The organism is Pseudomonas sp. MPB23, assembly GCF_046605395.1.
In the GTDB taxonomy this organism is placed as follows: domain Bacteria; phylum Pseudomonadota; class Gammaproteobacteria; order Pseudomonadales; family Pseudomonadaceae; genus Aquipseudomonas.
Genome location: NZ_CP176771.1, coordinates 4,752,561 through 4,776,966, shown reverse-complemented (window position 1 = coordinate 4,776,966; position 24,406 = coordinate 4,752,561). Strand labels below are relative to the sequence as shown.

General features: G+C 62.4%; 25 protein-coding genes and 1 pseudogene. 14 read left to right on the top strand and 12 right to left on the bottom strand.

The window, feature by feature from the left end; genetic code table 11:
- The first annotated feature begins 1 nt into the window (after position 1).
- From ACLH0J_RS21480 to ACLH0J_RS21470, 3 genes are all read left to right on the top strand, one after another.
- Positions 2 to 802, top strand: coding sequence for a carbohydrate ABC transporter permease (locus ACLH0J_RS21480; RefSeq protein WP_003174634.1), 801 nt, complete (start codon positions 2 to 4; stop codon positions 800 to 802).
- Between the two features lie 11 nt (positions 803 to 813).
- Positions 814 to 1,086: a DUF2160 domain-containing protein gene (locus ACLH0J_RS21475; RefSeq protein ID WP_010567825.1), complete on the top strand. Its 273-nt coding sequence runs from the start codon at positions 814 to 816 to the stop codon at positions 1,084 to 1,086.
- Between the two features lie 87 nt (positions 1,087 to 1,173).
- The gene (locus tag ACLH0J_RS21470) at positions 1,174 to 2,916 is read left to right on the top strand and encodes an ABC transporter substrate-binding protein (protein WP_411388927.1); all 1,743 of its coding nucleotides are present in this window, start codon (positions 1,174 to 1,176) and stop codon (positions 2,914 to 2,916) included.
- Here ACLH0J_RS21470 and ACLH0J_RS21465 read toward each other — a convergent pair.
- The 3 genes from ACLH0J_RS21465 to ACLH0J_RS21455 all read right to left on the bottom strand — a co-directional run bounded on the left by ACLH0J_RS21465 (position 2,910) and on the right by ACLH0J_RS21455 (position 4,920).
- Entirely contained in the window at positions 2,910 to 3,062 is a 153-nt protein-coding gene (locus ACLH0J_RS21465) for a hypothetical protein (protein ID WP_411388926.1), read from the bottom strand. The genes ACLH0J_RS21470 and ACLH0J_RS21465 overlap by 7 nt on opposite strands.
- Before the next feature lie 8 nt (positions 3,063 to 3,070).
- The gene (gene potE / locus ACLH0J_RS21460; protein WP_411388925.1) at positions 3,071 to 4,393 is read right to left on the bottom strand and encodes a putrescine-ornithine antiporter; all 1,323 of its coding nucleotides are present in this window, start codon (positions 4,391 to 4,393) and stop codon (positions 3,071 to 3,073) included.
- Positions 4,394 to 4,488: 95 nt separating this feature from the next.
- Positions 4,489 to 4,920 (bottom strand): hypothetical protein, encoded by a 432-nt coding sequence (locus tag ACLH0J_RS21455; protein ID WP_411388924.1) that lies wholly within the window; start codon positions 4,918 to 4,920, stop codon positions 4,489 to 4,491.
- Between the two features lie 164 nt (positions 4,921 to 5,084).
- On the opposite strand from ACLH0J_RS21455, the gene ACLH0J_RS21450 reads away from it, so the two are divergent.
- Positions 5,085 to 6,086: an ABC transporter substrate-binding protein gene (locus ACLH0J_RS21450; protein ID WP_411388923.1), complete on the top strand. Its 1,002-nt coding sequence runs from the start codon at positions 5,085 to 5,087 to the stop codon at positions 6,084 to 6,086.
- Positions 6,087 to 6,141: 55 nt separating this feature from the next.
- Here ACLH0J_RS21450 and ACLH0J_RS21445 read toward each other — a convergent pair whose 3' ends face one another.
- The gene (locus ACLH0J_RS21445; RefSeq protein WP_411388922.1) at positions 6,142 to 6,930 is read right to left on the bottom strand and encodes an AraC family transcriptional regulator; all 789 of its coding nucleotides are present in this window, start codon (positions 6,928 to 6,930) and stop codon (positions 6,142 to 6,144) included.
- An 86-nt stretch (positions 6,931 to 7,016) separates the two neighbouring features.
- Between ACLH0J_RS21445 and ACLH0J_RS21440 the strand changes: the two genes are divergently transcribed.
- The 4 genes and pseudogenes from ACLH0J_RS21440 to glsB all read left to right on the top strand — a co-directional run bounded on the left by ACLH0J_RS21440 (position 7,017) and on the right by glsB (position 11,022).
- Entirely contained in the window at positions 7,017 to 8,015 is a 999-nt protein-coding gene (locus ACLH0J_RS21440) for a bile acid:sodium symporter family protein (protein WP_411388921.1), read from the top strand.
- A gap of 88 nt (positions 8,016 to 8,103) precedes the next feature.
- A complete protein-coding gene (locus ACLH0J_RS21435; protein WP_411388920.1) occupies positions 8,104 to 9,288 on the top strand; it encodes a sugar transporter in 1,185 nt (394 codons plus the stop codon).
- A 141-nt stretch (positions 9,289 to 9,429) separates the two neighbouring features.
- Positions 9,430 to 9,857, top strand: a pseudogene (locus ACLH0J_RS21430) (hypothetical protein); the annotation flags it as partial.
- A 256-nt stretch (positions 9,858 to 10,113) separates the two neighbouring features.
- Positions 10,114 to 11,022, top strand: coding sequence for a glutaminase B (gene glsB, locus ACLH0J_RS21425; RefSeq protein WP_321144082.1), 909 nt, complete (start codon positions 10,114 to 10,116; stop codon positions 11,020 to 11,022).
- 38 nt (positions 11,023 to 11,060) lie between these two features.
- Here the strand turns inward: glsB and ACLH0J_RS21420 are convergent, their stop codons facing one another.
- The 6 genes from ACLH0J_RS21420 to ACLH0J_RS21395 form a co-directional block, all read right to left on the bottom strand.
- Positions 11,061 to 11,300: a DUF6124 family protein gene (locus ACLH0J_RS21420; RefSeq protein WP_411388919.1), complete on the bottom strand. Its 240-nt coding sequence runs from the start codon at positions 11,298 to 11,300 to the stop codon at positions 11,061 to 11,063.
- Positions 11,301 to 11,629: 329 nt separating this feature from the next.
- Complete coding sequence (gene mddA, locus ACLH0J_RS21415) at positions 11,630 to 12,406, bottom strand: methanethiol S-methyltransferase (RefSeq protein WP_411388918.1); 777 nt, start codon at positions 12,404 to 12,406, stop codon at positions 11,630 to 11,632.
- Positions 12,407 to 12,541: 135 nt separating this feature from the next.
- Positions 12,542 to 13,810 (bottom strand): NAD(P)/FAD-dependent oxidoreductase, encoded by a 1,269-nt coding sequence (locus ACLH0J_RS21410; RefSeq protein WP_411388917.1) that lies wholly within the window; start codon positions 13,808 to 13,810, stop codon positions 12,542 to 12,544.
- Positions 13,807 to 14,559, bottom strand: coding sequence for an amino acid ABC transporter ATP-binding protein (locus ACLH0J_RS21405; protein WP_411388916.1), 753 nt, complete (start codon positions 14,557 to 14,559; stop codon positions 13,807 to 13,809). The genes ACLH0J_RS21410 and ACLH0J_RS21405 overlap by 4 nt, the downstream gene beginning before the upstream one ends.
- The gene (locus tag ACLH0J_RS21400; protein WP_411388915.1) at positions 14,556 to 15,224 is read right to left on the bottom strand and encodes an amino acid ABC transporter permease; all 669 of its coding nucleotides are present in this window, start codon (positions 15,222 to 15,224) and stop codon (positions 14,556 to 14,558) included. Before ACLH0J_RS21400 ends, ACLH0J_RS21405 begins: the two co-directional genes overlap by 4 nt.
- On the bottom strand, positions 15,221 to 16,003 hold the full coding sequence (locus ACLH0J_RS21395) for an ABC transporter substrate-binding protein (RefSeq protein ID WP_411388914.1): 783 nt from the start codon (positions 16,001 to 16,003) through the stop codon (positions 15,221 to 15,223). Before ACLH0J_RS21395 ends, ACLH0J_RS21400 begins: the two co-directional genes overlap by 4 nt.
- 215 nt (positions 16,004 to 16,218) lie before the next feature.
- Here ACLH0J_RS21395 and ACLH0J_RS21390 point away from each other — a divergent pair, with 215 nt between their 5' ends.
- Positions 16,219 to 16,998 (top strand): IclR family transcriptional regulator, encoded by a 780-nt coding sequence (locus tag ACLH0J_RS21390; RefSeq protein ID WP_411388913.1) that lies wholly within the window; start codon positions 16,219 to 16,221, stop codon positions 16,996 to 16,998.
- A 133-nt stretch (positions 16,999 to 17,131) separates the two neighbouring features.
- On the opposite strand, the gene ACLH0J_RS21385 is transcribed toward ACLH0J_RS21390, so the two are convergent.
- Together ACLH0J_RS21385 and ACLH0J_RS21380 are read right to left on the bottom strand one after the other, a co-directional pair.
- Positions 17,132 to 18,376, bottom strand: a complete 1,245-nt coding sequence (locus ACLH0J_RS21385) for a saccharopine dehydrogenase family protein (protein ID WP_411388912.1) — start codon at positions 18,374 to 18,376, stop codon at positions 17,132 to 17,134.
- A 28-nt stretch (positions 18,377 to 18,404) separates the two neighbouring features.
- Positions 18,405 to 19,502, bottom strand: coding sequence for a carboxynorspermidine decarboxylase (locus ACLH0J_RS21380; RefSeq protein ID WP_411388911.1), 1,098 nt, complete (start codon positions 19,500 to 19,502; stop codon positions 18,405 to 18,407).
- Positions 19,503 to 19,755: 253 nt separating this feature from the next.
- Here ACLH0J_RS21380 and ACLH0J_RS21375 point away from each other — a divergent pair, with 253 nt between their 5' ends.
- Genes ACLH0J_RS21375 through ACLH0J_RS21355 form a run of 5 tightly spaced genes read left to right on the top strand, consistent with a single transcriptional unit; the run spans position 19,756 to position 24,401 of the window.
- Complete coding sequence (locus ACLH0J_RS21375; protein WP_411388910.1) at positions 19,756 to 20,775, top strand: LacI family DNA-binding transcriptional regulator; 1,020 nt, start codon at positions 19,756 to 19,758, stop codon at positions 20,773 to 20,775.
- Positions 20,759 to 21,763, top strand: a complete 1,005-nt coding sequence (locus ACLH0J_RS21370; RefSeq protein ID WP_411388909.1) for an ABC transporter substrate-binding protein — start codon at positions 20,759 to 20,761, stop codon at positions 21,761 to 21,763. Before ACLH0J_RS21375 ends, ACLH0J_RS21370 begins: the two co-directional genes overlap by 17 nt.
- Positions 21,764 to 22,582, top strand: coding sequence for an ABC transporter permease (locus ACLH0J_RS21365; protein ID WP_411388908.1), 819 nt, complete (start codon positions 21,764 to 21,766; stop codon positions 22,580 to 22,582). It abuts the gene before it with no gap.
- On the top strand, positions 22,579 to 23,373 hold the full coding sequence (locus tag ACLH0J_RS21360; RefSeq protein WP_411388907.1) for an ABC transporter permease: 795 nt from the start codon (positions 22,579 to 22,581) through the stop codon (positions 23,371 to 23,373). Before ACLH0J_RS21365 ends, ACLH0J_RS21360 begins: the two co-directional genes overlap by 4 nt.
- Entirely contained in the window at positions 23,370 to 24,401 is a 1,032-nt protein-coding gene (locus ACLH0J_RS21355; protein WP_411388906.1) for an ABC transporter ATP-binding protein, read from the top strand. The genes ACLH0J_RS21360 and ACLH0J_RS21355 overlap by 4 nt, the downstream gene beginning before the upstream one ends.
- Positions 24,402 to 24,406: the final 5 nt, after the last annotated feature.

The window sequence follows — 24,406 nt, the reverse complement described above, 5'->3', positions numbered from 1 at the left end:
CATGAGCAAGCGCAAAGTCATACCGCTGCTGATCTACATCCTGTTCCTGCTGGTGCCGATCTACTGGCTGCTGAACATGTCCTTCAAGAGCAACACCGAAATCCTCGGCGGGCTGACCCTGTTTCCGCAGGATTTCACCCTGGCCAACTACAAGGTGATCTTTACCGACCCGAGTTGGTACACCGGTTACCTCAACTCGCTGTACTACGTCAGCCTGAACACGGTGATATCCCTGAGTGTGGCGCTGCCGGCGGCGTATGCGTTTTCGCGCTACCGCTTCCTCGGCGACAAGCATTTGTTCTTCTGGCTGCTGACCAACCGCATGGCGCCACCGGCGGTGTTTCTGCTGCCGTTCTTCCAGTTGTATTCGTCCATCGGCCTGTTCGATACACACATCGCCGTGGCCCTGGCCCACTGCCTGTTCAACGTGCCGTTGGCGGTGTGGATTCTGGAAGGTTTCATGTCCGGCGTGCCCAAGGAAATCGACGAAACCGCCTACATCGACGGCTACTCGTTTCCCAAGTTCTTCGTGAAGATTTTTATCCCGCTGATCGGCTCCGGCATCGGCGTTACCGCGTTTTTCTGCTTCATGTTTTCCTGGGTCGAGCTGTTGCTGGCACGCACGCTGACCTCGGTCAACGCCAAGCCCATCGCGGCGGTGATGACGCGCACGGTGTCGGCGTCGGGCATTGATTGGGGCGTGTTGGCGGCGGCGGGGGTGTTGACCATCCTGCCGGGCATGCTGGTGATCTGGTTTGTGCGCAACCACGTGGCCAAGGGCTTTGCCCTCGGCCGGGTCTAGAGGAGTCGATGATGGAATGGATGGCCTGGACCACCCCCACTGCGCTGTTCTTTGGCGGCATTGCCCTGATTCTGGCGGGCATGACCACCTGGGAACTGCGCGCGCCGAGCATCCCCCGGCGCGGGTTTCTGCCGATCAGTACCACCCGTGGTGATCGTTTGTTTATCGGTCTTCTCGGAAGCGCCTACCTGCACCTGCTGGTGATTGGCGTAACCGACTGGAGCATCTGGGTGGCGTCCGCGCTCTCCCTTGTATGGCTGTTGTGTGTGATGCGTTGGGGCTAGGCATGGCCCCTGTAGGCGCGAGCAAGCTCGCTCCTACAGGGGGGTGTGGCGTTTGTAGTCCCTTTTGAAATCAACCAGGAGGTCTCTATGTTCGATAAAAACAATAAGCTGCGACATAGCATTTCATTGGCCGCCGTATTGGCCCTCAGTGGTTTGAGCGCCACGGCCTGGGCCGATGCGTATGAAGAGGCGGCGAAAAAATGGATCGGCAGCGAGTTCAAACCGTCGACCCTCACCGCTGACCAGCAGCTCGAGGAACTCAAGTGGTTTATCAAGGCCGCCGAACCGTTCCGTGGGATGAAGATCAACGTGGTGTCGGAAACCCTCACCACCCACGAGTATGAATCCAAGGTGCTGGCCAAGGCCTTCAGTGAAATCACCGGGATCAAGCTGACCCACGACCTGTTGCAGGAAGGTGATGTGGTGGAAAAGCTGCAGACCCAGATGCAGTCCGACAAGAATATCTATGATGGCTGGGTCAACGATTCCGACTTGATCGGTACGCACTTTCGCTATGGCAAGACCGAATCCATCACCGACCTGATGGCCAACGAAGGCAAGGCCTTCACCTCGCCGACTCTGGACATCAAGGACTTCATCGGCATCTCCTTCACCACCGCGCCGGACGGCAAGATCTACCAGTTGCCCGACCAGCAGTTCGCCAACCTCTACTGGTTCCGCGCCGACTGGTTCGAGCGTCCGGAGCTCAAAGCCAAGTTCAAGGAAAAATACGGCTACGACCTCGGCGTGCCGGTGAACTGGTCGGCCTATGAGGACATCGCCAAGTTCTTCAGCGAAGACGTCAAGGAAATCGACGGCAAGCGCATCTATGGGCACATGGACTACGGCAAGAAAGACCCGTCCCTGGGTTGGCGTTTCACCGACGCCTGGTTTTCCATGGCCGGCGGCGGCGACAAAGGCCTGCCCAATGGTTTGCCGGTGGACGAGTGGGGCATTCGTGTCGAGGACTGCCACCCGGTGGGCTCCAGCGTGACCCGTGGCGGCGACACCAACGGCCCGGCCGCCGTGTTCGCCACGCAAAAATACGTGGACTGGATGAAAGCCTACGCGCCACCGGAAGCGGCAGGCATGACCTTCTCCGAATCCGGCCCGGTGCCGTCCCAGGGCAATATCGCCCAGCAGATCTTCTGGTACACCGCCTTCACCGCCGACATGACTAAGCCGGGCCTGCCGGTGGTGAACGCCGATGGCACGCCGAAATGGCGCATGGCGCCGTCGCCGGTCGGGCCGTATTGGGAAAAGGGCATGAAGAAGGGGTATCAGGACGTGGGTTCCTGGACCTTCCTCAAATCGACGCCGGAGAAACAAAAACTCGCAGCCTGGCTGTACGCGCAGTTCGTGACCTCGAAAACCGTGTCGCTGAAGAAAACCATCGTCGGCCTGACGCCGATTCGCGAGTCCGACATCAACTCCCAGGCCATGACCGACCTGGCGCCGAAACTCGGTGGTCTGGTGGAGTTCTACCGCAGCCCGGCGCGGGTGGAATGGACCCCAACCGGCACCAACGTGCCGGACTATCCTCGCCTGGCGCAACTGTGGTGGAGCAACATCGCCGCAGCAGCCAGCGGCGAGAAAACCCCGCAACAGGCCCTCGACAACCTGGCCAAGGAACAGGACGCGATCATGACGCGCCTGGAGCGCTCCAAAGTGCAACCGGTATGCGGCCCGAAAATGAACCCCGAGCGTGACGCGCAATACTGGTTCGACCAACCGGGCGCACCGAAGCCGAAACTGGCCAACGAGAAACCCAAAGGCGAAACCGTGGGCTACAGCGATCTGCTCAAGCAGTGGGAGGCAGCACGTCAATAACCCCATCCGGGCATGAACGACAAAACGGCACCCAGCGTGCCGTTTTGCTTTGCCCCCTCTGTAGGAGCAAGCTTGCTCGCGAAAAACACCCAGGCAACGCGGACTCGCTGAAGCGCTGCATTATCGTTGACGATCTTCGCGAGCAAGCTCGCTCCTACCGGGGATTTTGCGGGGCTGCGACAAAGCGCCTGGCCAGGAAGCCATAGAGCAAGTACCCGAACGCCAGCACCAGCATCGCGCCAAATACCGCCTCTTCGCCGCAGGCATAAATCGCATACAGCGAATACCCCACCGCCACCAGCACCACCAGCGTATTGCGCGCCTGCACCGACGGGCTGGCATGGGCCTTGTCCATCATCACCAGCAAGCCGGTGAGGGCGGTCACGTAGGGCACCAGGTTGGTCACCACCGCCAGGTTCACCAGCTTGCTGAACTGTGCGCTGGCCGTGGGCGAGATGGTCGACAGGGCAATCAGGCTCTGCAGCGTCGCACACGCCAGCAGCCCCAGTATCGGCGCATTCGCCTGGCTGACCCGGCTGAAAAATCGCGGGAACAGACGCTGGTCGGCCGACATCTTGGCCGTCTGCGCCAGGGTGAATTGCCAGCCCAGCAGCGAGCCGATGCAGGCCACCACGGCCAGCGCCATGATCACCTTGCCGACCGCAGGGCTGAACATCTGCGTGTAGGCCAGCGCAAATGGCGCCGAGGACGCGGCCAATTCGGCATGGGGGACGATGCCCTGAATCACCGCCGTCGACAGCACATACACCACGGCCACGCTCAGGGTACCGAGCAGGCACGCCAGGGGCACGGTGCGCGTGGGGTTCTCGACGGCGTCATAGCCCTGGGCGGCCGTCTCCATGCCGAGAAACGCCCACAGCGTCAGCGGAATACTCGCGCTGATGGCGTCCCACAGGTGCCGATCGTGAGGGTTCCAGGCCGCGCTGAACACCTCGGGTTTGAAAGAGAACCAGCCGATCACACACAGCCCCGCGACCGGAATGATCACGCCCCACACCGTCACCACACCGATGCGCCCAGTGATGCGCGGGCCGCCGAAGTTGGCCGCGGCGGTCAACCAGATCAACCCCAGGCTGCCGACGAACAAAGGCAGCGGCCCACTGCCCAGCCACGGAATAAACGCCGACAGGTAACCCACCGCCGAAATGGCGATCGCCACATTGGCGATGATCAGCGAGAGGAAATACAGAAACGAGCACATGAAGAACCCGGACTTACCGTGGGCCTCTTCGGTGTACGCCGACATGCCGCCGCTGCGCGTGCAGAACAGCCCGCATTGGGCAAAGCCATAGGCAATCGCCATCGAACCGATTGCCGTGACCCCCCACGACAGCAACGAAATCGCGCCCAACTGCGCCATGCTGGCGGGCAACATCACGATCCCCGAGCCCATCATGTTGATCGCCACCAGCGTGGTGAGGCCCAGCAGGCTCATTTTTTTGCTTGGCTCGGCCATTGGGGTTCCTTGTGGTGGACGCGCGCAGAGCAGGCTAGCACGGCGTCACCGCTTATGGGCGGCTCGCCCCATCCACCTCACCTGTCAGACCGCGGTCAGGCGCTCGCTTGCGGCTGGAGGTGCAGGTCGCCCTCCACATCCTTGACCAACCCACTGCCCAGAAACAGCGGCACCAGGCGCTTGTGCAACTGCGGTTCGACAAATTCCTTCACCGTGTCCAGCGCCAGCGCACCACTGGGCGGCAGCTCGGCCTTGGTGTAGGACAACCAGGCCTTCTTCAGTGCCATCAACACATCGCTGCCCGTCGTGGACGCAAAGCGGCGGTGGGCAGGTTTGCCGTCGAAGCTGAAGGTGTGCTGGAACTCAAAACCGGCTTCATCCCCGCCACGGGTGGTGCAGCGGACGCAGGTGCACGCGCCGTCGCCGAAGGCACTGCGCAGGTAGGCGTTGAAGTCCACCACGGGTTTGAGTGACAGGCGCTTATCCACCTCGAACAGGTCCCCGGTCATTTTTTCGTCAGTGTTCAACGTCCATTTCCTCGCAGTGTGTGGCTGTTTTACAAAGCGCGGCACAATACCAGCCACACGCCGATTTGGGGATTATTTGCATAACAATAGATCCCGATATTCTTTTCCAGTCTTAAAAATCGTAGCTAGGCTCCATCATCTTCTTAAAAACGCGGCAGATCCCCATGACTTTCAAGCGATCCTCTCTGACCCTGCTGGCGGCTGCGACAGCCTTGACCAGCCTTGGCGCCCAGGCCGAAGGCACGATCAGCATCGCCCAGCAATTCGGTATCGGCTACCTGATCCTCGACGTGGTGCGCGACCAGCACCTGATCGAAAAACACGGCAAACAACAGGGCCTGGCTATCCAGGTGGAGTGGAACAGCATCTCAGGCGCCACCGCCATGAACGAATCGCTGCTGGCCGGCGCCCTGGACGTGGTCTCGGCCGGCGTGCCGCCGATGCTCACCCTGTGGGACCGCACCCAGGGCAAGCAGAACGTCAAGGCCATCGCCTCCCTGGGCTCGATGCCCAACTACCTGCTGACCAACAACCCCAACGTGAAGACCCTCAAGGACTTCACCGAAAAAGACCGCATCGCCGTGCCGGCCGCCGGCGTGGGCTTCCAGTCGCGCACCTTGCAGATCGAAACCGCCAAGCAGTTCGGCGACGCCAACTACAAGAAATTCGACGACATCTCCATCAGCCTGGCCCACCCAGACGCCACGGCAGCTTTGATTGCCGGCGGTTCGGAGATCAACGCGCACTTCTCCAGCCCGCCGTTCCAGTACCAGGAACTGTTGAATCCCAACGTGCACAAGGTGCTCAGTTCCTACGACATCCTCGGTGGCCAGGCCACGTTCAACGTGCTCTATACCACGCAGAAATTCCACGACGAAAACCCCAAGACCTACAAGGCGTTCTACGACGCGCTGGCCGAAGCCGAGCAGATCATCAAGGCCGACAAACCCGCCGCCGCCAAGGCGTACATCCGCGTCGAGCAGTCGAAGTTGCCGCTGGACCTGGTGGAGAAAATCGTCCAGGACCCGGAAATCGACTTCACCATCGTGCCGCAGCGTACCTATATCTATGCCGAGAAATTGCAGGAGTTGGGGGTGTTGAAAAACAAAGCGGCGAGCTGGAAGGGCTACTTCTTCGAAGAAGCCCACGGCGGCAACGGTAGCTGATAGCCCCTCCGAATCCCATACTCGCCCCCTCTGTAGGAGCCGGCTTCTACGGGTGTCAGCGGAAAAACTCCCCGGGTGTGGCATCGAACTGCTGGCGAAACGCATTGATAAACGCCGAGGTGGATTCATATCCGCAGCTCAACGCCACGTCCGTGACCCGTTCGCCTTGCTCCAGGGCGGGCAGGGCGCTCAGCAGGCGCAGGCGCTGGCGCCAGGCGCGGAAGGTCAGGCCGGTGTCGCTCAGAAACAGGCGGCTGAGGGTTTTCTCGCTGACCGCGAGTTTGCGGCTCCAATCCCCCAGCGTCGTCTGCTGCTCCGGGTGCACATTCAAACTGCGATAGATCTGCCGCAGGCGCGCATCCAGCGGTAATGGCAGCATCAGGTCCACCTGGGGCGCGGCGGCCAATTGGTCCAGCAGCACCTGGGCCAGCCTGCCATCCGGGCCGTCCTCGGCATATTCCACCGGCACTTCGCTGAAGCGGCGGATCAACTCGCGCAGCAAGTTGCTCACCTCCAATACGTGACAATGCTCGGCCGCCCACGCGGTGACGCTGCAATCCAGGTACAGGCTGCGCATTTCCGTATGGGGCGAGCTGTACACCCGATGCGGCATGCCCGCTGGAATCCACACCGCGCGCTGCGGCGGCGCGACGAAGCGACCGGCGCTGGTCTGGATCTCCAGCACCCCGGAAATCGCGTAGGACAATTGCACCCACGGGTGGCTGTGCCGGCGGGTCAGCGCACGGTTGGGCAGCGACTCGGTGCGCCCATACACCGGCCGTGGCAGGCTGGACAGCCCGGGAATGCTGCGGCGTACGGTGTTGGCATGTCCTTTAGGCGGCATTTACTGGCTCATTGGCGTTAGTCGGTAATAAGTGGTTACGTTAGAGTCGCCCAGACGCGCTTGGCAACCCCCCGGATGATCTGCTTATGACTCGCCCCCGTTTTCTGCCCGACAACTTCACCCTGACCTTGATCGCCACGGTGATCCTCGCTTCCCTGCTGCCCGCCAGCGGCCAGACTGCCGTGGCCTTCGGCTGGTTGACCAACCTGGCGATTGCGCTGCTGTTTTTCCTGCATGGCGCCAAGCTCTCGCGCCAGGCTATCGTCGCCGGTGCCGGCCACTGGCGTTTGCACCTGCTGGTGTTCAGCCTGACTTTTGTGCTGTTCCCGCTGCTGGGGCTGGCGCTCAAGCCGCTGTTGTCGCCGCTGATCGGCAAAGACCTGTATATGGGCATGCTCTACCTCTGCGCGCTGCCGGCCACGGTGCAATCGGCGATTGCCTTCACTTCGCTGGCGCGCGGCAATATCCCGGCGGCGATCTGCAGTGCGGCGGCTTCCAGCCTGTTCGGGATTTTCCTCACGCCGTTGCTGGTGACGCTATTGCTCAATGTGCACGGCGAGGGCGGTTCCACCGTGGATGCGATCCTGAAAATCAGCGTGCAACTGCTGCTGCCGTTTATCGCCGGGCAGATCGCCCGCCGTTGGATCGGCGAGTGGGTCGGCCGCAATAAGTCCTGGCTGAAGTTCGTCGACCAGGGCTCGATCCTGCTGGTGGTATACGGCGCGTTCAGCGAAGCGGTCAATGAAGGCATCTGGCACCAGATCCCGCTGTGGGAGCTGGGCGGTCTGGTCGTCGCCTGCTGTGTGTTGCTCGGCCTGGTGCTGGTGGCGTCCGCGGTGTTGGGCAAGGCCTGCGGTTTCAACCAGGAAGACCGCATCACCATCCTGTTCTGCGGCTCGAAGAAAAGCCTGGCCACCGGTGTGCCGATGGCTCAGGTGCTGTTCGCCGGGGCAACCATGGGTGTGCTGATCCTGCCCTTGATGTTGTTTCACCAGATTCAATTGATGGTGTGTGCGGCCCTGGCGCAGCGCTATGCCAACCGCCCGGAGTCGATCCCGGAACTGATGGGACAGGTCGATCCTTGAAGCGTCGTGCTACTATTTTTCCGCGCAACTCGAGGGTCGGCACTGGGTCGGCTTGATCTGCGCGGAAACCGAGTACGACAACCTGTCAATGAGCCATTCAGCCGTAACCCCCCAAGCCAATTGGCAACCGGTCATCGCCCTGGCGCTGGCCGCGTTTGTGTTCAACACCACCGAATTCGTGCCCGTCGGGCTGCTCAGCGCCATCGGCGCCAGCTTCGACATGCCCATCGCCAGCGTCGGCCTGATGCTCACCATCTATGCGTGGATCGTATCCCTGACCTCGCTGCCGGTGATGCTGCTGACCCGTAACGTCGAGCGGCGCAAATTGCTGATCGTGTTGTTCGGCCTGTTTATCGCCAGCCATATCCTCTCCAGCGTCGCCACCAGCTTCGGCATCCTGATGCTCAGCCGGGTCGGCATCGCCTTGTCCCATGCGTTGTTCTGGTCGATCACCGCATCCCTGGCAGTGCGTCTGGCGCCGGAGGGCAAGCAGGTGCAAGCCCTCGGCCTGCTGGCCACCGGTACCTCGCTTGCGATGGTCTTGGGCATTCCCCTCGGGCGCCTGCTCGGCGAAGCCATGGGCTGGCGCACCACGTTTTTGGTGATCGGCGCGTTCGCCGCCGCCCTGGTGTTCTGGCTGGCGCGCACCTTGCCGCTGCTGCCGAGCCAGAACTCCGGCTCGCTGCGCAGTCTGCCACTGCTGTTCAAGCGTCCGGCGCTGGTGGCGCTGTACGTGCTCACTGCAATGACAGTGACCGCGCAATTCACTGCCTACAGCTACATTGAACCGTTCGTCGAAGGCGTGGCGGGCATGAGCGGCAGCACGGTCACTTTGATCCTGCTGGTGTTCGGCGGCGCGGGCATCATCGGCTCGCTGCTGTTCAGCCTGGTGCACCGCTTCAACCCCCACCTGTTCGTGGTCGGTGCGGTGTTCCTGCTGGCGGCGTGCCTGGCGCTGTTGCTGCCGTTGAGCGGCGCCGAGTCCTACCTGGTGATACTGAGCATCGTCTGGGGCATGGCGATCATGGGCTTCGGCCTGGCCATGCAATCCAAGGTGCTGGTGCTGGCCCCGGACGCCACCGACGTGGCCATGGCGATGTTCTCCGGCATTTACAACATCGGCATTGGCGGCGGCGCCTTGATGGGCAGTTGGGTCGGCAGCCACTTCGGCTTCGCCTGGATCGGCGCGGCGGGCGGCTTGCTGGCGGCGGTCGCCTTGATCGGCTATTGCCTGGCGATCCGGCGGTTTGGGACGGGGGTGACGCAACACTGACGTAGGAGCCGGCTTGCCCGCGAAAAACGCCCAGGCACCGCGTTCATCCTGGCGACGCGCGTCATCGTTAACGACCATCGCCGGCGGTCATGGTTTCCAGGTCTGTACGTCCTTGGCATCCACCGCCTTGGGCAATAACCCCGCCACCTGGAGCACGACCTGCGCCACGACCGCGCCGACGAGTTCGTCGAAGTCGCGCTCAAGCTCTGGAACAGTTGGGGCAAGGGCGCGCTGAAGTTGGATCGCGAGCGTGGGGGCTGGCCGACCCGGCACTGATCCAGGCCGGCTCGTCCGGGCGCGGTCGACGCTTCGGGGCGCGTTGGGCCGAGGCGATTTTCACCATTCACCTGCACCTGTCGCCGTTCGCGCTGAGTGCCGACCAACTGGCCGAACTGTTCGAGCAGGGCGGTTGCGACGGCTTTGTGATTTCACCGGCGTACCTGCCGGGTTCGTTCACTGAATTTGTCGAGAGCGTGATTCCACCTCTGCAGCGCAAGGGCGTGTTCCGCAAGGCCTATGAAGGGTCGACGTTGCGTGAGCATTTGGGGTTGCGGGCGTTGAGCGATTGACGGTGTGGTGAGCTGACTTGCTGTGGCCAGTGGGCTTGGTGTGGCGAGCCCCTGGGCAAACTCGACTCGCTGACGCACATCCCCCGAAGGTGGTCGACGGCAAGTTGCAGGCCATGCTTCGCGTCGAATGGGAGCAGCCGTTGCCGCCAGTGACGGCGTTCGCGTTGTCGGTATTTGTGGCCGATTGACCCGCGCGTTTGAGGTATCCTCCGCGCCCCGCAGGCCACTGACTCAAACACCGATGACAGGACAACACATGCAGGCGCTGCTTTCGTCGATTCTCGAGGAAGTGCGTCCACTGATCGGCCTCGGCAAAGTGGCGGACTACATTCCCGCGCTGGCCGACGTGCCCGCCAACCAACTCGGCATCGCCGTGTACGGCAACGACGGCGCCTCCTACTGCGCCGGCGACGCCGATACGCTGTTCTCGGTGCAGAGTATTTCCAAGGTGTTCAGCCTGGTGCAGGCCATCCACCACGGCGGCGAAACCCTTTGGGAACGCCTGGGCCATGAGCCGTCGGGGCAGCCGTTCAATTCCCTGGTGCAACTGGAATTCGAGCGCGGCCGCCCGCGCAATCCGTTTATCAACGCCGGCGCGCTGGTGATCTGCGACATCAACCAGTCACGCTTTGCCGTGCCGATCCTGTCGATGCGCGACTTCGTGCGGCGGCTGTCGGGCAACCCGCAGATCCTGGTCAACAGCGTCGTTGCCGAGTCCGAAGCCCAGCATGGTTCGCGCAGCGCGGCCATGGCCTACCTGATGAAATCCTTCGGCAATTTCCACAACGACGTCGACGGCGTGCTGCACAGCTATTTCAACTACTGCGCGTTGCAGATGAGCTGCCTGGATCTGGCCCGGGCCTTCAGCTTCCTGGCCAACGGGGGCGTGAGCGCCCACAGCGGCGAGCAGATTTTGACCGCGCGCCAGACCAAGCAAGTCAACTCGATCATGGCCACCAGCGGGCTGTACGACGAGGCGGGCAATTTTGCCTATCGCGTCGGCTTGCCGGGCAAGAGCGGGGTAGGGGGTGGGATCGTTGCGGTGGTGCCGGGGCAGTTCACGGTGTGCGTGTGGTCGCCGGAGTTGAATGCTGCGGGGAATTCGCTGGCGGGGATGAAGGCTTTGGAATTGTTGAGTGAGCGGATTGGGTGGTCGGTGTTTTGAGATCGCTCCCGCGGGTGGGGGAACGATCTTCACAGGCATTACGCGGCGGGATGGGTTTCATCCAGGGCCTTTTCCACCAGCAGTTGCACGCCTTCGAGCAGGCGGCAGATATCCAGCGCCACATTGCATTGGGCGCCGTCGATTTCAAAGGCGAGGTGGGTGGCAATGTCGGTGATGGAGGCCAGGTCCTGGGAGGCGTTGACCAGCAGGGTTTCCGTGCCCAGGTTCGGGCGTACGGTGAAGAGTGATTCTGGGGGATTGGGGGCGTCTTTAATCATGGTGAAACTCCGTCGATAAATGGAGCTGCCACTGATCGCGGTCAAACGAATGGGGTGGCAGCTGTACGCGGGTTGACCGACCGGTTATCAACGAACCCGGCATACCCGAAGGTATCCCGCGTACAGCCGCCGCGACACGATACCTCAGGCACAAAAAAAACGCCTGGAATAGGCGTTGGGCGTTGCGAGTCGTTGAGTGTTCGGACGGTCAAATCCGGTCGCTGAATAGGCAGCGACGGTGGAGAGGTTAGTCAGCGAAGTTCCGAGCGACAACCTGAAAGCCTTGTGGGAAAGCTCCTAGAGCGTTCATGACCGCGTGCGTTGTCAGCCTATTCAGGGCCTTTTTTGCGCGCCTTCGACCACGGCAGAATCATGCCCACTTCCTGCTGATACCGCCGATACCGCTCACCAAACAACGCCACCAGATCCTTCTCTTCAAAACCGGCGCCAATGAAGACATAAACCGTCATCGCAAGCGCAAATAACAGATGCCCCGCCGTCATGTGCGGCGTTGCCCAAAAGGCGATCAGAAACCCCAGGTACAGCGGGTGACGAACGACCTGGTAGAACCACGGGGTTTTGAAGACTGGTGCGTGTTGGGCCCTATCGCGCCAGCGATCAATGGCCTGCTTGAGCCCAAAGAGTTCGAAGTGGCTGATCAATAACGTCGCCAACAACACGATGCCCCAGCCCAGGCAGAACAGCCCCGTCAACAGGGCCCGTGCCCAGCTCGCTTCAACGCGCCACAGCGTGTATGGCATGGGTTGCCACAGCCAGAACAACAACGCGAGTACCAGGCTGCTGAACAACACATAGGTGGAGCGTTCCGCTGCGGCGGGGATGAGGGTGACCAGCCTGCTCTTGAAGCTTTTACGCGCCATGCCGCTGTGCTGGATGCCGAACAGAATGATCAGCAGACCATTGATCAACGCTGCCAGTGGCCAGTCGATGGGTGGGCCGTCGTTGATGTTCTTCGGCACTGTCACGCCAGCCACGAAGCCTACCAGGTATAAAAACGTGACCAGGAAAATCAGGTAGCAGCCAGCGCTGTATACGAGCCCGAGCAGGCGCGCCGGTAAGTTGTTCGAGCTGTTTTGCAGGTTCATGGACGATTCCTTTCGCGCATGGTGAAGGGGTCAGCCAGTCGACGATTGAGGTGCGACTGGCCAAGGCTAGCGGTGTTTGGGGGGGCGGTAACCTGTGAGAGTTGACAGTCGCTTAGACTGTTTGGCGATTGATCTTCAACTGATGTGCAAGCGATCCAACAAGCTGTACCACGCCACGCCCGCCCCAATGTAAAACCGCTGCAACCCATGCAACGGCAAGCGCTGCAACGGTGTTATCGGGTAGTTGAACTCCGCCTTGCTGTCATACAGCCGTCCCGCCAATTGCTGCCCCAGGCTGGTACACAATGCGATGCCTCGCCCGTTGCATCCCAACGCCAGGGTCAGCCCCGGTGCCGGTTCGTGCACGTGGGGCATGAAGTCACGGGTGATCGCGATACGCCCGGCCCAGCGATATTCGAACGCCAACGGCCCCAATTGCGGAAACAGCAACGCCAGGGAACGTTCCAGGTGCGCAAAATCGGTGGGCGATGTGGGATCGTTGAACAGGCCGCGCCCGCCCATGAGCAAGCGCCCGTGGCTGTCCTTGCGAAAATACAGCAGCAACCGTTGTGCCGTGGACACGGTTTCCTGCCCCGGCAAAATGCTGTCCGCCGCACGCCCGCTCAGTGGCTTGGTGGCGACGATGAAACTGTTCGCCGCGAGGATGCTCTGGGCCATGCCCGGCCATAGGTTGCCGCTGTAGCCATTGGTCGCCAGCACCACTTGATCGGCGGTCACCTGCGCTCCGCCGGCCGTGTGCAATTGCCAGCCGGCACCCTGGCGCTGTAGCCCTGTGACCGCGCTGTGGCCGTGGATGCGCGCGCCCGCCGCCAACGCCGCGCTCACCAGCCCACGGGCGTATGCCAACGGTTGAATCGCCCCGGCGCGGCCATCCAGCCAGCCGCCGGCAAACGCCTCGCTGCCCAGGCGCGAAGCCACCGCTGCCGCGTCCAGCCGCTGCACCGGTACACCGCGCCTGGCCCATTGATCAGCCCGTGCATGCAGCCCGGCCACGCCTTTGTCGGTGTACGACAGCTGCATCCAGCCCTTGCGCACCGGCGTGCAGTCGATGCGATGGCGTTCGATCAACCTGAACACCAGGTCCGCCGAATTCGACACCGTGGAGATCAATGGCTCGGCCCGCTCCGGCCCGTACATCTGCACCAGTTGCTCCGGGTCGTATTTGAGCGTCGGGTTGACCTGCCCACCGTTACGCCCGGATGCACCCCAGCCAGGCTCGTTGGCCTCCAGCACGCACACGCTGACGCCACGCTCGGCCAGGTGCAGGGCGGTCGACAGGCCGGTATACCCGGCGCCGACAATTGCCACGTCCACCTTCACCGATTCACTCAACGCGGGCGTCGCCACCACCGACGGCGCGGTCGCCGACCATAAGGACTTCATGACAGGCTCCGTGCAGTACCCGTGGGGTGCAGCACCCTGCGCAGAAAATCCTGGGTGCGCGGGTGTTGCGGGTGGCCCAGCACCTGTTCGGCCGGGCCGCTCTCGACGATGTAGCCGCCGTGCAGGAAGCACACGCGGTCGGCGACTTCCCGCGCAAAGCCCATCTCATGGGTGACCACGATCATGGTCATGCCTTCGTCCGCCAGGGTGCGCATCACCGCCAGCACATCGCCGACCAGTTCCGGGTCGAGGGCGGAGGTGGGTTCGTCGAACAGCATGGCGTCGGGTTTCATCGCCAGGGCGCGGGCGATGGCCACGCGTTGCTGCTGGCCGCCGGATAGCTGTTCCGGGTAGGCGTCGGCCTTGGCGCTCAGGCCGACTTTTTCCAGCAGCACCAGGGCTTCTTCGCGGGCCTGTTTGAGTGGCTCGCCTTTGACGTACACCGGGCCTTCCATGACGTTTTCCAGCACGGTGCGGTGGGGGAACAGGTTGAAGCGCTGGAACACCATGCCCATGCGGCTGCGCAGGGCGTGCACGCTTTTGCTGGCGCGCTGCACGGTTTGGCCGAACACGTTGATGTGGCCGCCGTCGTAGGCTTCCAGTGCATTGATGCAGCGCAGCAGGGTGGATTTGCCCGAGCCCGACGGGCCGATCAGGCACACCACTTCGCCCTTGGCCACGTCGAGGTCGACGCCGTGCAGCACGTGGTGGCCGCCGTAGTGTTTTTGCAGTTGGCGAATCTCGATCATGCTTTTTTCCTCCGGCCCAGGTGCTGTTCCATGCGCCGCAGGCCATACACCAGCGGCAGGCTCATCAGCAGGTAGAGCAGGGCGACCAGGGTGTAGACGGTCATGTTCTGGAACGTGGACGAGGCGATCAATTGGCCCTGGCGGGTCATCTCGGCCACGGTAATGGTGGACACCAGGGACGAGTCCTTGAGCATCATCACCAGGGTATTGCCGTAGGGCGGCAGGGCGATGCGAAACGCTTGCGGCAGGACCACCCGGCGCATCATCAGTGCCGAGCGCATCCCCAAGGCTTCGGCGGCTTCGCGCTGGCCCTGCTCCACGGCGATGATGCCGGTGCGGAAGTTCTCGGCCTGGTACGCCGAATAGGCGATGCCCATGCCGATGACTCCGGCGTAGAACGCGGTCAAGTGCACGCCCATGTCCGGCAGCACGAAGTAGATATAGAACAGTTGCACGATGATCGGCAGGCCCCGGATCACGTTGATGACGGTGCTCGCCGCCCACGACAGCGCGCGGATCGGCGACAGCTTGAGCAACGCCAGCACCAGGCCGATGGCGCTGCTGAGCAGGAACGACAGCACGGTGATCTGAATGGTTACCCACGCGCCTTGCAGCAGGATCGGCAGGAAGTCCGTGGCGTTTTGCAGGAATTCAGACAGGTTCATGGTGCCACCGGGGTTTGGAGTCCCCACTTCTTGAGGATGCTGTCCAGGGTGCCGTCGGCCTTGATGCTGGCGATGGCGGTGTTCAGGCGTTCGAGGGTTTGTGCATCGCCCTTGCGCACCACCAGGCACACGTCGCCGACATGGGTGGGCTTGTAGTCAGGCGCCAGCTTCACGCCTTTGAACAGCTGCTGGCTGATCTGGTAGGCGACCACCGGCTGGTCGCCCACGGCGGCCTTGATGCGACCCAGGGACAGGTCGCGCACCATCTCGCCGATGGAGTCGTAGGTGCGGATTTCCTTGAAGATGCCCAGCTTGTTCAGTTGGTCGTAAAAGACCGTGCCGGCCTGCACGCCGACCACCTGGTCTTTGAGCGGGGTGAGGTCGGGGTAGGCGCTGTTGTCGTCGGCGCTGATGATCAGGCCTTCGCCGTAGGCATACACCGGGGTACTGAAGTCGACGACCTTGGTGCGCTCGTCGGTCTTGAGCATGCCGGCGGCGATGAAGTCGAGCTTGCCCGAGGTGAGGGACGGGATCAGCGCGGCGAAGTTGGTCTGTTCGATCTGACTGGTAAAACCGCCGGCCTTGCCCACGGCCTGGGCCACATCGACCATCACCCCCTGGATGCTATTGCTTTTGATATCGAGGAAGGTGAACGGCGAACCGCTGGCCGTTGCACCGACTTTGTACGAGGGCGCACTTTCTGCGTGCACCGCCGTAACACACAGCGCGGCGCAGAAACCGAAGGCAAGGCGGCGAAACAAGGGCGAAAGACTGTTCATCGGGTTACTCCAGAAGGAAAACGGATCGTCAGTACCGCAAGCGGCTACCGATGAAACCGCAAGCTCTGTGCCATTTCGATTGAAATAAATCGATTATCGCTATACAAAATCGACAAAATGAACCTTTTGTATCGATATGCGATATTTAGTGGTCTATTTTTGTGATCTGGAGTAGAAATAGCGCCACGCCTGATCGATCTGACCGTGAGTCCGCCATGTCCGAAGAACGCAACAGCTTGCACAACCAATCCCTGGAAAAAGGCCTGTCGGTGCTCAAGGCCTTCAGCGCCCAGCGCCGTAGCATGAGCCTTGCAGAGGTGGCCGAGGCGGCCGGCATGACCAAAAGTTCGGCCCAGCGCATGGTGTTTACCCTCGAAAGCCTGGGTTACCTTCGGAAACATTCGCGCACCCGACATTACCAACTCACCCCTCATGTGCTGGAGCTGGGCTTCAGTTACCTGGATGCGCATTCGCTGATCGAAGTGGCCAACCCGTTTTTGTCCGAGCTGACGCGGCTGACCGGCGAGACGTCGTGCCTGACTGAACCGGCGGGCTACGACATGACCTATATCGCGCGGTTCGTCAGCTCGGGTTTTGTGCCGGTGCACATGCCGATCGGCTCGCGGGTGCCGATGTACTGCACGGCGTCGGGGCGTGCGTATTTGAGCGCGTTGCCAGCCGACGAGGCGTTGGTGCTGATCGAGAACAGCCAGCGGGTGGCGCACACCAGCCATACGCTGACCGATGTCGACAAGATCGTGGCGTCGCTGCAACAGGTGCGCGAGCAGGGTTATGCGGTGAATAGCCAGGAGTTGTTCCTGGGCGACATGACCATCGGCGCTCCGGTGCTGGGCGCCAATGGCCGCCCGGTGGCGGCGGTGCATGTGGTGGCGCCGACCAGCCGGTGGAGCAGGGCGGACGCGGAACGGCAGTTGGCGCCGGCGTTGTTGCAGTGTTCGCGGGCGCTGAGCAACTCGGCGCGCAACCTGGAATAACAGACACCCTGAAACCAACTGTGGGAGGGGGCTTGCCCCCGATTACAGTGTGTCAGTCAATACAGCTGTGACTGATCTACCGCTATCGGGGGCAAGCCCCCTCCCACATTTTGGTTTGGTCTGCTATCGCCTATCAGGCAATCGCATCCCAGGCACGATCACCGTTCTCGTCTTTGATCCGAGTCGGCAACCCCATCACATCCAGCGCTTTCAGGAACGGCTCAGCCGGCAGTTCCTCGACGTTAACCATGCGCTTCACATCCCACTGACCACGCGCTACCAGCAGCGCAGCGGCGACCGGCGGCACGCCGGCAGTGTAGGAGATGCCCTGGCTGTCGGTCTCGGCGTAGGCTTCTTCGTGATCGGCCACGTTGTAGATGAACACCTCGCGCGGCTGGCCATCCTTGGTGCCTTTGACCAGGTCGCCGATGCAGGTCTTGCCGGTGTAGCCGGGGGCGAGCGACGACGGGTCGGGCAGCACGGCCTTGACCACTTTCAACGGCACCACTTGCAGGCCTTCGGCGGTGGTGACCGGTTTTTCGGAGAGCAGGCCGAGGCTGTTCAGCACAGTGAACACGTTGATGTAGTGCTCGCCGAAGCTCATCCAGAAACGCACGTTGGGCACGTCGAGGTTTTTCGACAGCGAGTGCACTTCATCGTGGCCGGTGAGGTAGAGGTTCTGCGAACCGACCACGGGCAGGTCGTCGGTGCGTTTGACTTCGAACATGGTGTTGCTGGTCCACTGGCTGTTCTGCCAGCTCCACACCTGTCCGGTGAATTCGCGGAAGTTGATTTCCGGGTCGAAGTTGGTGGCGAAGTATTTGCCATGGGAGCCGGCATTAACGTCGAGAATGTCGATCGAATCAATGCGGTCGAAATGCTGTTGCTGCGCCAGCGCGGCATACGCGTTGACGACACCCGGGTCGAAGCCCACGCCAAGGATGGCGGTGATGTTCTTCTGTTTGCACTCTTGCAGGTGGTTCCATTCGTAGTTGCCGTACCACGGCGGGGTCTCGCAGACCTTGCCCGGCTCTTCGTGGATGGCGGTGTCGAGGTAGGCAACGCCCGTGTCGATGCAGGCACGCAGTACCGACATGTTGAGGAACGCGGAACCCACGTTGATGACGATCTGCGATTGTGTCTCGCGGATCAGGGCCTTGGTCGCTTCCACGTCCAGGGCGTTCAGCGCGAAGGCTTGGATGTCGGCGGGAACCTTGAGACTACCCTTGGCCTTGACGCTGTCGATGATGGCCTGGCATTTGGAGATGTTGCGCGACGCGATAGCAATACGACCGAGTTCGTCGTTGTGCTGCGCGCACTTGTGGGCCACCACCTTGGCGACACCTCCTGCACCAATGATAAGAACGTTCTTTTTCAATTGCTTTATCTCTCCTTTATCCGCCAGCTTACGAAAGGCTGGACAGGTAGTCGTCGTAACCAAATTCACGAACCACCTCGACTGTACCGTCGAGTTGTTTCACTACGATGGACGGCATTTTCAGGCCGTTGAACCAGTTTTTCTTGACCATGGTGTAGCCTGCGGTGTCGATGAACGACAGCCGATCGCCGATGGCCAGCGGACGATCGAATTGATACTCGCCGAAGATGTCCCCGGCCAGGCAGGATTTGCCGCACACCATGTAGGTGTGTTCACCCTCGCTCGGCGCCAGCTTGGCGTTGAGGCGATAGATGAGCAGGTCCAGCAGGTGGGCTTCGATGGAGCTGTCGACCACGGCCAGGTGCTTGCCGTTGTAGAGGGTGTCGAGCACGGTGACTTCCAGGGAAGCGCTGTTGGTGATCGCCGCTTCGCCGGGTTCCAGATACACCTGCACGCCGTACTTCTCGGAGAACGCCTTCAAGCGCGCGCAGAAGGCGTCCACGGCATAGTCTTCACCGGTGAAGTGGATGCCGCCGCCGAGGCTGACCCACTCGACCTTGTGCAGCAGCGCGCCGAAGCGTTCTTCGATGGTGCCGAGCATGTTGTCGAACAGGCTGAAGTCGTCGTTCTCGCAGTTGTTGTGGAACATGAAGCCGGAGATCTGTTCGATCACGCCTTCGATCTTCACCGGGTCCCATTCGCCCAGGCGGCTGAACGGACGCGCCGGGTCGGCCAGCAGGTAGTCGGAACTGCTCACCTGCGGGTTGACGCGCAGGCCGCGGGTCTTGCCTTCGCTGCGTGCGGCAAAGCGCTGTAGCTGGCTGATGGAGTTGAAGATGATCTTGTCGCAGTTTTCCAGCATCTCTTCGATTTCGTCGTCGGCCCAGGCCACGCTGTAGGCGTGCGCCTCGCCTTGGAATTTCTGGCGACCGAGCTTCAATTCATACAGCGACGACGAGGTGGTGCCGTCCATGTATTGCTGCATCAGGTCGAACACCGACCAGGTGGCAAAGCATTTGAGCGCCAGCAGGGCCTTGGCGCCGGACTGCTCGCGCACGTAGGCGATCTTCTGCATGTTGACCAGAAGCTTCTGTTTGTCGATGAGGTAGTACGGCGTTTTGATCATTTTTGAGAGCCTGCGGCGGTGCCTGCCAAAAAAGGACACGCATTGTGCCCTCACTTGGAGCAGATCGAAAGGTTAGTGGGCGGAATTTGCGCGTCGGGTTTTCCAAGCATAGCCATGCAATATGACTGTCCAACGGCATGCACCGGCCCAATGTGGGAGGGGGCTGACATCAAACCGTCATCTGCCCACCACGTGCCTGCCACATTGCGCCGCTAATGTCCTCGCCAATGAGATCGATCTCAAGCGAGTAATCATGACTGACCTGAAAGACGTTGCGCGGCTGGCCGGGGTGTCCCGTGCCACCGCCGCCCGCACCTTTGCCACCCCCGACCAAGTGCGCCCGGCCACCCGTGAGCAGGTGTTCGCCGCCGCCCGCGAGCTGGGGTTTCGCCCCAACTTACTGGGCCGCCAACTGCGTTTGCAAACCACCCAGTTGATCGGCGTGGTAGTGCCCAACCTGCTCAATCCGGTGTTCGCCGAACAATTCCAGGCCATGGAACGTGCGGCGCGGTTGCGCGGCTACAGCCTGTTGCTGGCGACCACCGACTACAGCAGTGAGCGCGAATGCATTGTGGTGGAAGAACTGCTGCGCCAGCGCGTCGATGGCCTGGTGCTGACGGTCACCGATGCCGAAAGCAATAGCGTGCTCAGCAGCCTGAACAGCGAAAAAACCCCATTCGTGCTGGCCTATCACCAACCCAGCAACCCCAACTACAGCGCGGTGTCGGTCGACAATCGCGCGGGCATGGCCTTGGCGACCCGCTATCTGCTGGACGCCGGGCATCGCCGCATCAGTATGGTCGCCGGCCCCGCCTTGCAGTCCGACCGCGCGCGGCTGCGCTATGCCGGTTACTGCGACGCCATGACTGAATACGGCCTGCACAGCCGTCCGGTGATCGAGATGCCGGCCCATACCGAGGCCGAATTCGCCGCCATCGCGCCGTTTTTGCAGGGCCCCGAGGCGCCCACCGCGCTGGTGTGCTCCAACGATTTCCTGGCCATCAGCCTGATCGCCGAACTGCGCCGCAACGCCTGGCCTGTGCCGCAGCAGTTGTCGGTCGTGGGCTTTGACGGCATCTCCCTGGGCACCCAGATGCACCCGACCCTGTGCAGCGTGGTGCAGCCCATCGCGCTGCTGGCCAACACCGTGATTGACCAACTGCTGGCGCAAATCGCCGGCAACGCCCCGACGTCCCATTGCCTGCCTTGCCATATCCGGCCGGGCGAAAGCACCCAACCCCTTGAGGAGACCCCTGATGCGCGCATTCAGTAAAACCCTGGCCGCCGTGCTGCTGTGTGGCGTGGCCAGCCTGGCCCACGCCGCCGAGACCGCAATTTGCTACAACTGCCCGCCGGACTGGGCCGACTGGGGCACCCAGCTCAAGGCCATTGCCGCCAGCACCGGCGTGCAAGTGCCGCTGGACAACAAGAACTCCGGTCAGTCCCTGGCGCAACTGGTGGCCGAAAAGGCCGCGCCGGTCGCCGACGTGGTGTACTACGGTGTGACCTTCGGCCTGCAGGCGCAAAAGGCCGAGGTGGTCGGCACCTACAAGCCCGACGGCTGGGAGCAGATTCCCGCCGGTTTGAAAGACCCCGCCGGCCACTGGTTCGCGATCCACTCCGGCACCCTGGGCATCATGGTCAACGTCGACGCCCTCGGCGGCTTGCCCGTACCGCAGAGCTGGGCTGACCTGCTCAAGCCACAATACAAAGGCATGGTCGGTTACCTGGACCCGTCCAGCGCCTTCGTCGGCTACGTGTCGGCGGTGGCGATCAACCGCGCCATGGGCGGCGACCTGGACAACTTCGCCCCGGCCATCGACTACTTCCAGAAGCTGGCGAAAAACGCGCCCATCGTGCCCAAGCAAACCGCGTATGCGCGGGTGTTGTCCGGTGAGTTGCCGATCCTGGTGGACTACGACTTCAACGCCTACCGCGCGCGCTACAAAGACAACGCCAACGTTGCCTTCGTGATTCCCCAGGAGGGCAGCATCAGCGTGCCCTACGTGATGAGCCTGGTGGCCAATGCCCCGCACCGCGCGAATGCCGAGAAGGTCCTCGACTTCGTGCTCTCCGATCAAGGCCAGGCGCTCTGGGCCAAGGCCTACCTGCGCCCGGTGCGCCCGGTGAAGATGCCGGCCGAAGTCGCCGCGCAGTTCCTGCCCGACAGCGATTACGCGCGCGCCGGCGTGGTGGACTACCAGAAAATGGCCGCAGTGCAGGAAGCCTTCGCCGCCCGCTATCTGAACGAGGTCAAGTAAGTGGCCGCATCGGCAAAACATGCCGCCTGGGCCCTGGCTCCGGCGTTTGCGCTGCTGCTCGCATTCTGGTTGCTGCCGCTGGCACACCTGATGGTGCTCGGTGCCGAACGTCGCGACAGCCTCGGCAGCGGCTACTGGCAGGTACTCAGCAGCGCGCAGTATCTGGGCAGCCTGGCGCAAACCTGCGCGTTGGCGGTGTTCGTCACGCTGGTGGCGCTGCTGATCGGCGGCATCAGCGGGGTGTTTCTGGCGCGCCAGCGGTTTTTCGGGCGCTCGGCGCTGGTGGCGTTGCTGACCTTTCCGTTGGCGTTCCCCGGCGTGGTGGTGGGCTTTCTGGTGATCCTGTTGGCCGGGCGCCAGGGCTTGCTGGCGTCTTTGGGCCTGCAACTGACCGGTGAGCGCTGGATCTTCGCTTACTCGTTGGCCGGGCTGTTTGTCGGCTACCTGTACTTCTCGATCCCGCGGGTGATCCTCACGGTGATGGCCGCGTGCGAAAGCCTCGACCGCAGCCTCGAAGAAGCCGCGCATTCCCTGGGCGCCGGGCACTGGCGCGTGGTGTGCGACGTGATCGTGCCGGGCCTGGCGCCGGCGTTGGCGTCTTGCGGCGCGATCTGCTTCGCCACGTCCATGGGCGCCTTCGGCACCGCCTTTACCTTGGGCACACGCCTGAACGTCACCCCGGTGGCGATCTACAACGTGTTCACCAACTACGCCAATTTTGCCGTCGCCGCCGCGTTGTCGGTGGTGCTGGGCGCGCTGACCTGGGCCGTGCTGCTGCTCACTCGGCGTCTGGTGAAGAATGCGGGGACTGTCCTGTGAAACGCTCATCGCTGTTCGTGATGCAACTGCTGTTTACCCTGTTGGTGTGCGCCTTCATGTTGGTGCCGGTGTTGATGTCGTTGCTGGCCGGACTGACGCGCAATTTCTTCGTCGGCCTGTCCAGTGGCCTGACCTTCGACTGGTTGATCCAGGTGTGGCAGGCCTATTCGTCGACGGTGTGGCTGTCGCTGCAACTGGCCCTGGCCTGCGCGGTGTGCGTCTGCGTGATCGGCGTGCCGGCGGCCTACGCCCTGGTGCGCCTGAACAACCGCTTCAGCCGCGCCTTCGAGGAATTGATGGTGCTGCCGGTGGCGATGCCGGGGCTGGCCAGTGCGCTGGCGTTGCTGCTCACCTACGGCCAGTTCGGCACGTTTCGCAGCAGTTGGTTGTTCATCCTTGTCGGCCATGTGCTGTTTACCTTGCCGTTTCTGGTGCGCCCGGTGATGGCGGTGATGCAACGCCAGCACTTGCCGGTATTGGAGGAGGCGGCGGCCAGCCTCGGCGCCGGTCCCATTAAGCGCTTCTTCAGTGTGGTGGTGCCCAATTGCCGGGCCGGGATTCTCGCCGGGGTGCTGATGGTGGTGACCTTGTCCCTGGGTGAATTCAACCTGACCTGGATGCTCCATACGCCCATGACCAAGACCCTGCCGGTGGGCCTGGCCGACAGCTACGCCTCGGCGCGCCTGGAAATCGCCAGCGCCTACACCCTTATCTTTTTGCTGATGATCGTGCCGCTGCTGATTGCGCTGCAGGCCATCAGTGCCCGTCTGTCCCGTGGAGAGCGTCGATGACCGCTATCACTATCCGCCTGCAAGGCTGTCGCAAGGCGTTCGCCGACGGCACCGTGGCCGTGCATGACTTGAACCTGAGCGTCGAAGGCGGCGAGACCCTGGCCATTCTCGGCCCGTCCGGCTGCGGCAAAACCACGACCTTGCGCCTGATCGCCGGTCTGGAACGCCCGGACGTGGGCCAGGTGTTTTTCGGCGACCAGGACTTCACGCGCCTGCCCATCGAGCGCCGCGACGTGGGCATGGTGTTCCAGAACTACGCGCTGTTTCCCAACCTGGATGTGGCGGGGAACATCGTCTACGGCTTGAAGATACGCGGCCTGTCGGTGCGCGAGCGCAACACCCGTTGCGACGAGCTGCTGGAGCTGGTCGGCTTGCAGGCTCACGGCCAGCGCAGCATCCACGAATTGTCCGGTGGCCAGCGCCAGCGCGTGGCGCTGGCCCGTGCATTGGCGCCGCGCCCCAAGGTGCTGTTGCTGGACGAACCGCTGGCGGCCCTCGATGCGCAATTGCGCGAGCGTCTGCGCAGTGAGTTGGATCAACTGCTGCGCGGCCTGGGGATCACCGCGGTGTTCGTCACCCATGACCAGGGCGAAGCCATGGCCCTGGGCGATCGCATCCTGGTGATGGAAAAGGGCCGTGTCGCGCAACTGGCCAGCCCCCGGGAAATCTACCAGCAGCCGGCCAATGCCTTTGTCGCCGGGTTCGTCGGCAACCTCAATGCCTTCCCGGTGCTCGCGCACTCGGTGCAGGGTTTGAAAGTCTACGGCGGCGAACTGCCGTGGCATCAGGCCAACCGGCCGGACACCGTGTACTGCCGCCCCGAACACCTGCGCGTGATGGACGGCGAAGGGCACCTGCACGGCCATCTGTTGGCGCAGTTTTTCCAGGGCGCGCAAAGCCGTCTGCTGGTGGAGGTCGGCGGCCCGCAACCGTTGCTGGTCGACAGCAGCGACAACCCGTTGTACGCCGTCGGCGCGCCGATTGCCCTGGCCGTCGCGCCGCACATGTTGTTCACCCTGAATGCGTGAGAATT

Coding starts and splice junctions, on each gene's coding strand:
- ACLH0J_RS21405 (WP_411388916.1), bottom strand. CDS start 14,559: ATGATCGAGATTCGCCAACTGCAAAAACACTACGGCGGCCACCACGTG.
- ACLH0J_RS21440 (WP_411388921.1), top strand. CDS start 7,017: ATGACTCGCCCCCGTTTTCTGCCCGACAACTTCACCCTGACCTTGATC.
- ACLH0J_RS21355 (WP_411388906.1), top strand. CDS start 23,370: ATGACCGCTATCACTATCCGCCTGCAAGGCTGTCGCAAGGCGTTCGCC.
- potE (WP_411388925.1), bottom strand. CDS start 4,393: ATGGCCGAGCCAAGCAAAAAAATGAGCCTGCTGGGCCTCACCACGCTG.
- mddA (WP_411388918.1), bottom strand. CDS start 12,406: ATGAACCTGCAAAACAGCTCGAACAACTTACCGGCGCGCCTGCTCGGG.
- ACLH0J_RS21420 (WP_411388919.1), bottom strand. CDS start 11,300: ATGATTAAAGACGCCCCCAATCCCCCAGAATCACTCTTCACCGTACGC.
- ACLH0J_RS21395 (WP_411388914.1), bottom strand. CDS start 16,003: ATGAACAGTCTTTCGCCCTTGTTTCGCCGCCTTGCCTTCGGTTTCTGC.
- ACLH0J_RS21445 (WP_411388922.1), bottom strand. CDS start 6,930: ATGCCGCCTAAAGGACATGCCAACACCGTACGCCGCAGCATTCCCGGG.
- glsB (WP_321144082.1), top strand. CDS start 10,114: ATGCAGGCGCTGCTTTCGTCGATTCTCGAGGAAGTGCGTCCACTGATC.
- ACLH0J_RS21480 (WP_003174634.1), top strand. CDS start 2: ATGAGCAAGCGCAAAGTCATACCGCTGCTGATCTACATCCTGTTCCTG.
- ACLH0J_RS21390 (WP_411388913.1), top strand. CDS start 16,219: ATGTCCGAAGAACGCAACAGCTTGCACAACCAATCCCTGGAAAAAGGC.
- ACLH0J_RS21435 (WP_411388920.1), top strand. CDS start 8,104: ATGAGCCATTCAGCCGTAACCCCCCAAGCCAATTGGCAACCGGTCATC.
- ACLH0J_RS21470 (WP_411388927.1), top strand. CDS start 1,174: ATGTTCGATAAAAACAATAAGCTGCGACATAGCATTTCATTGGCCGCC.
- ACLH0J_RS21410 (WP_411388917.1), bottom strand. CDS start 13,810: ATGAAGTCCTTATGGTCGGCGACCGCGCCGTCGGTGGTGGCGACGCCC.
- ACLH0J_RS21475 (WP_010567825.1), top strand. CDS start 814: ATGGAATGGATGGCCTGGACCACCCCCACTGCGCTGTTCTTTGGCGGC.
- ACLH0J_RS21450 (WP_411388923.1), top strand. CDS start 5,085: ATGACTTTCAAGCGATCCTCTCTGACCCTGCTGGCGGCTGCGACAGCC.
- ACLH0J_RS21380 (WP_411388911.1), bottom strand. CDS start 19,502: ATGATCAAAACGCCGTACTACCTCATCGACAAACAGAAGCTTCTGGTC.
- ACLH0J_RS21375 (WP_411388910.1), top strand. CDS start 19,756: ATGACTGACCTGAAAGACGTTGCGCGGCTGGCCGGGGTGTCCCGTGCC.
- ACLH0J_RS21370 (WP_411388909.1), top strand. CDS start 20,759: ATGCGCGCATTCAGTAAAACCCTGGCCGCCGTGCTGCTGTGTGGCGTG.
- ACLH0J_RS21400 (WP_411388915.1), bottom strand. CDS start 15,224: ATGAACCTGTCTGAATTCCTGCAAAACGCCACGGACTTCCTGCCGATC.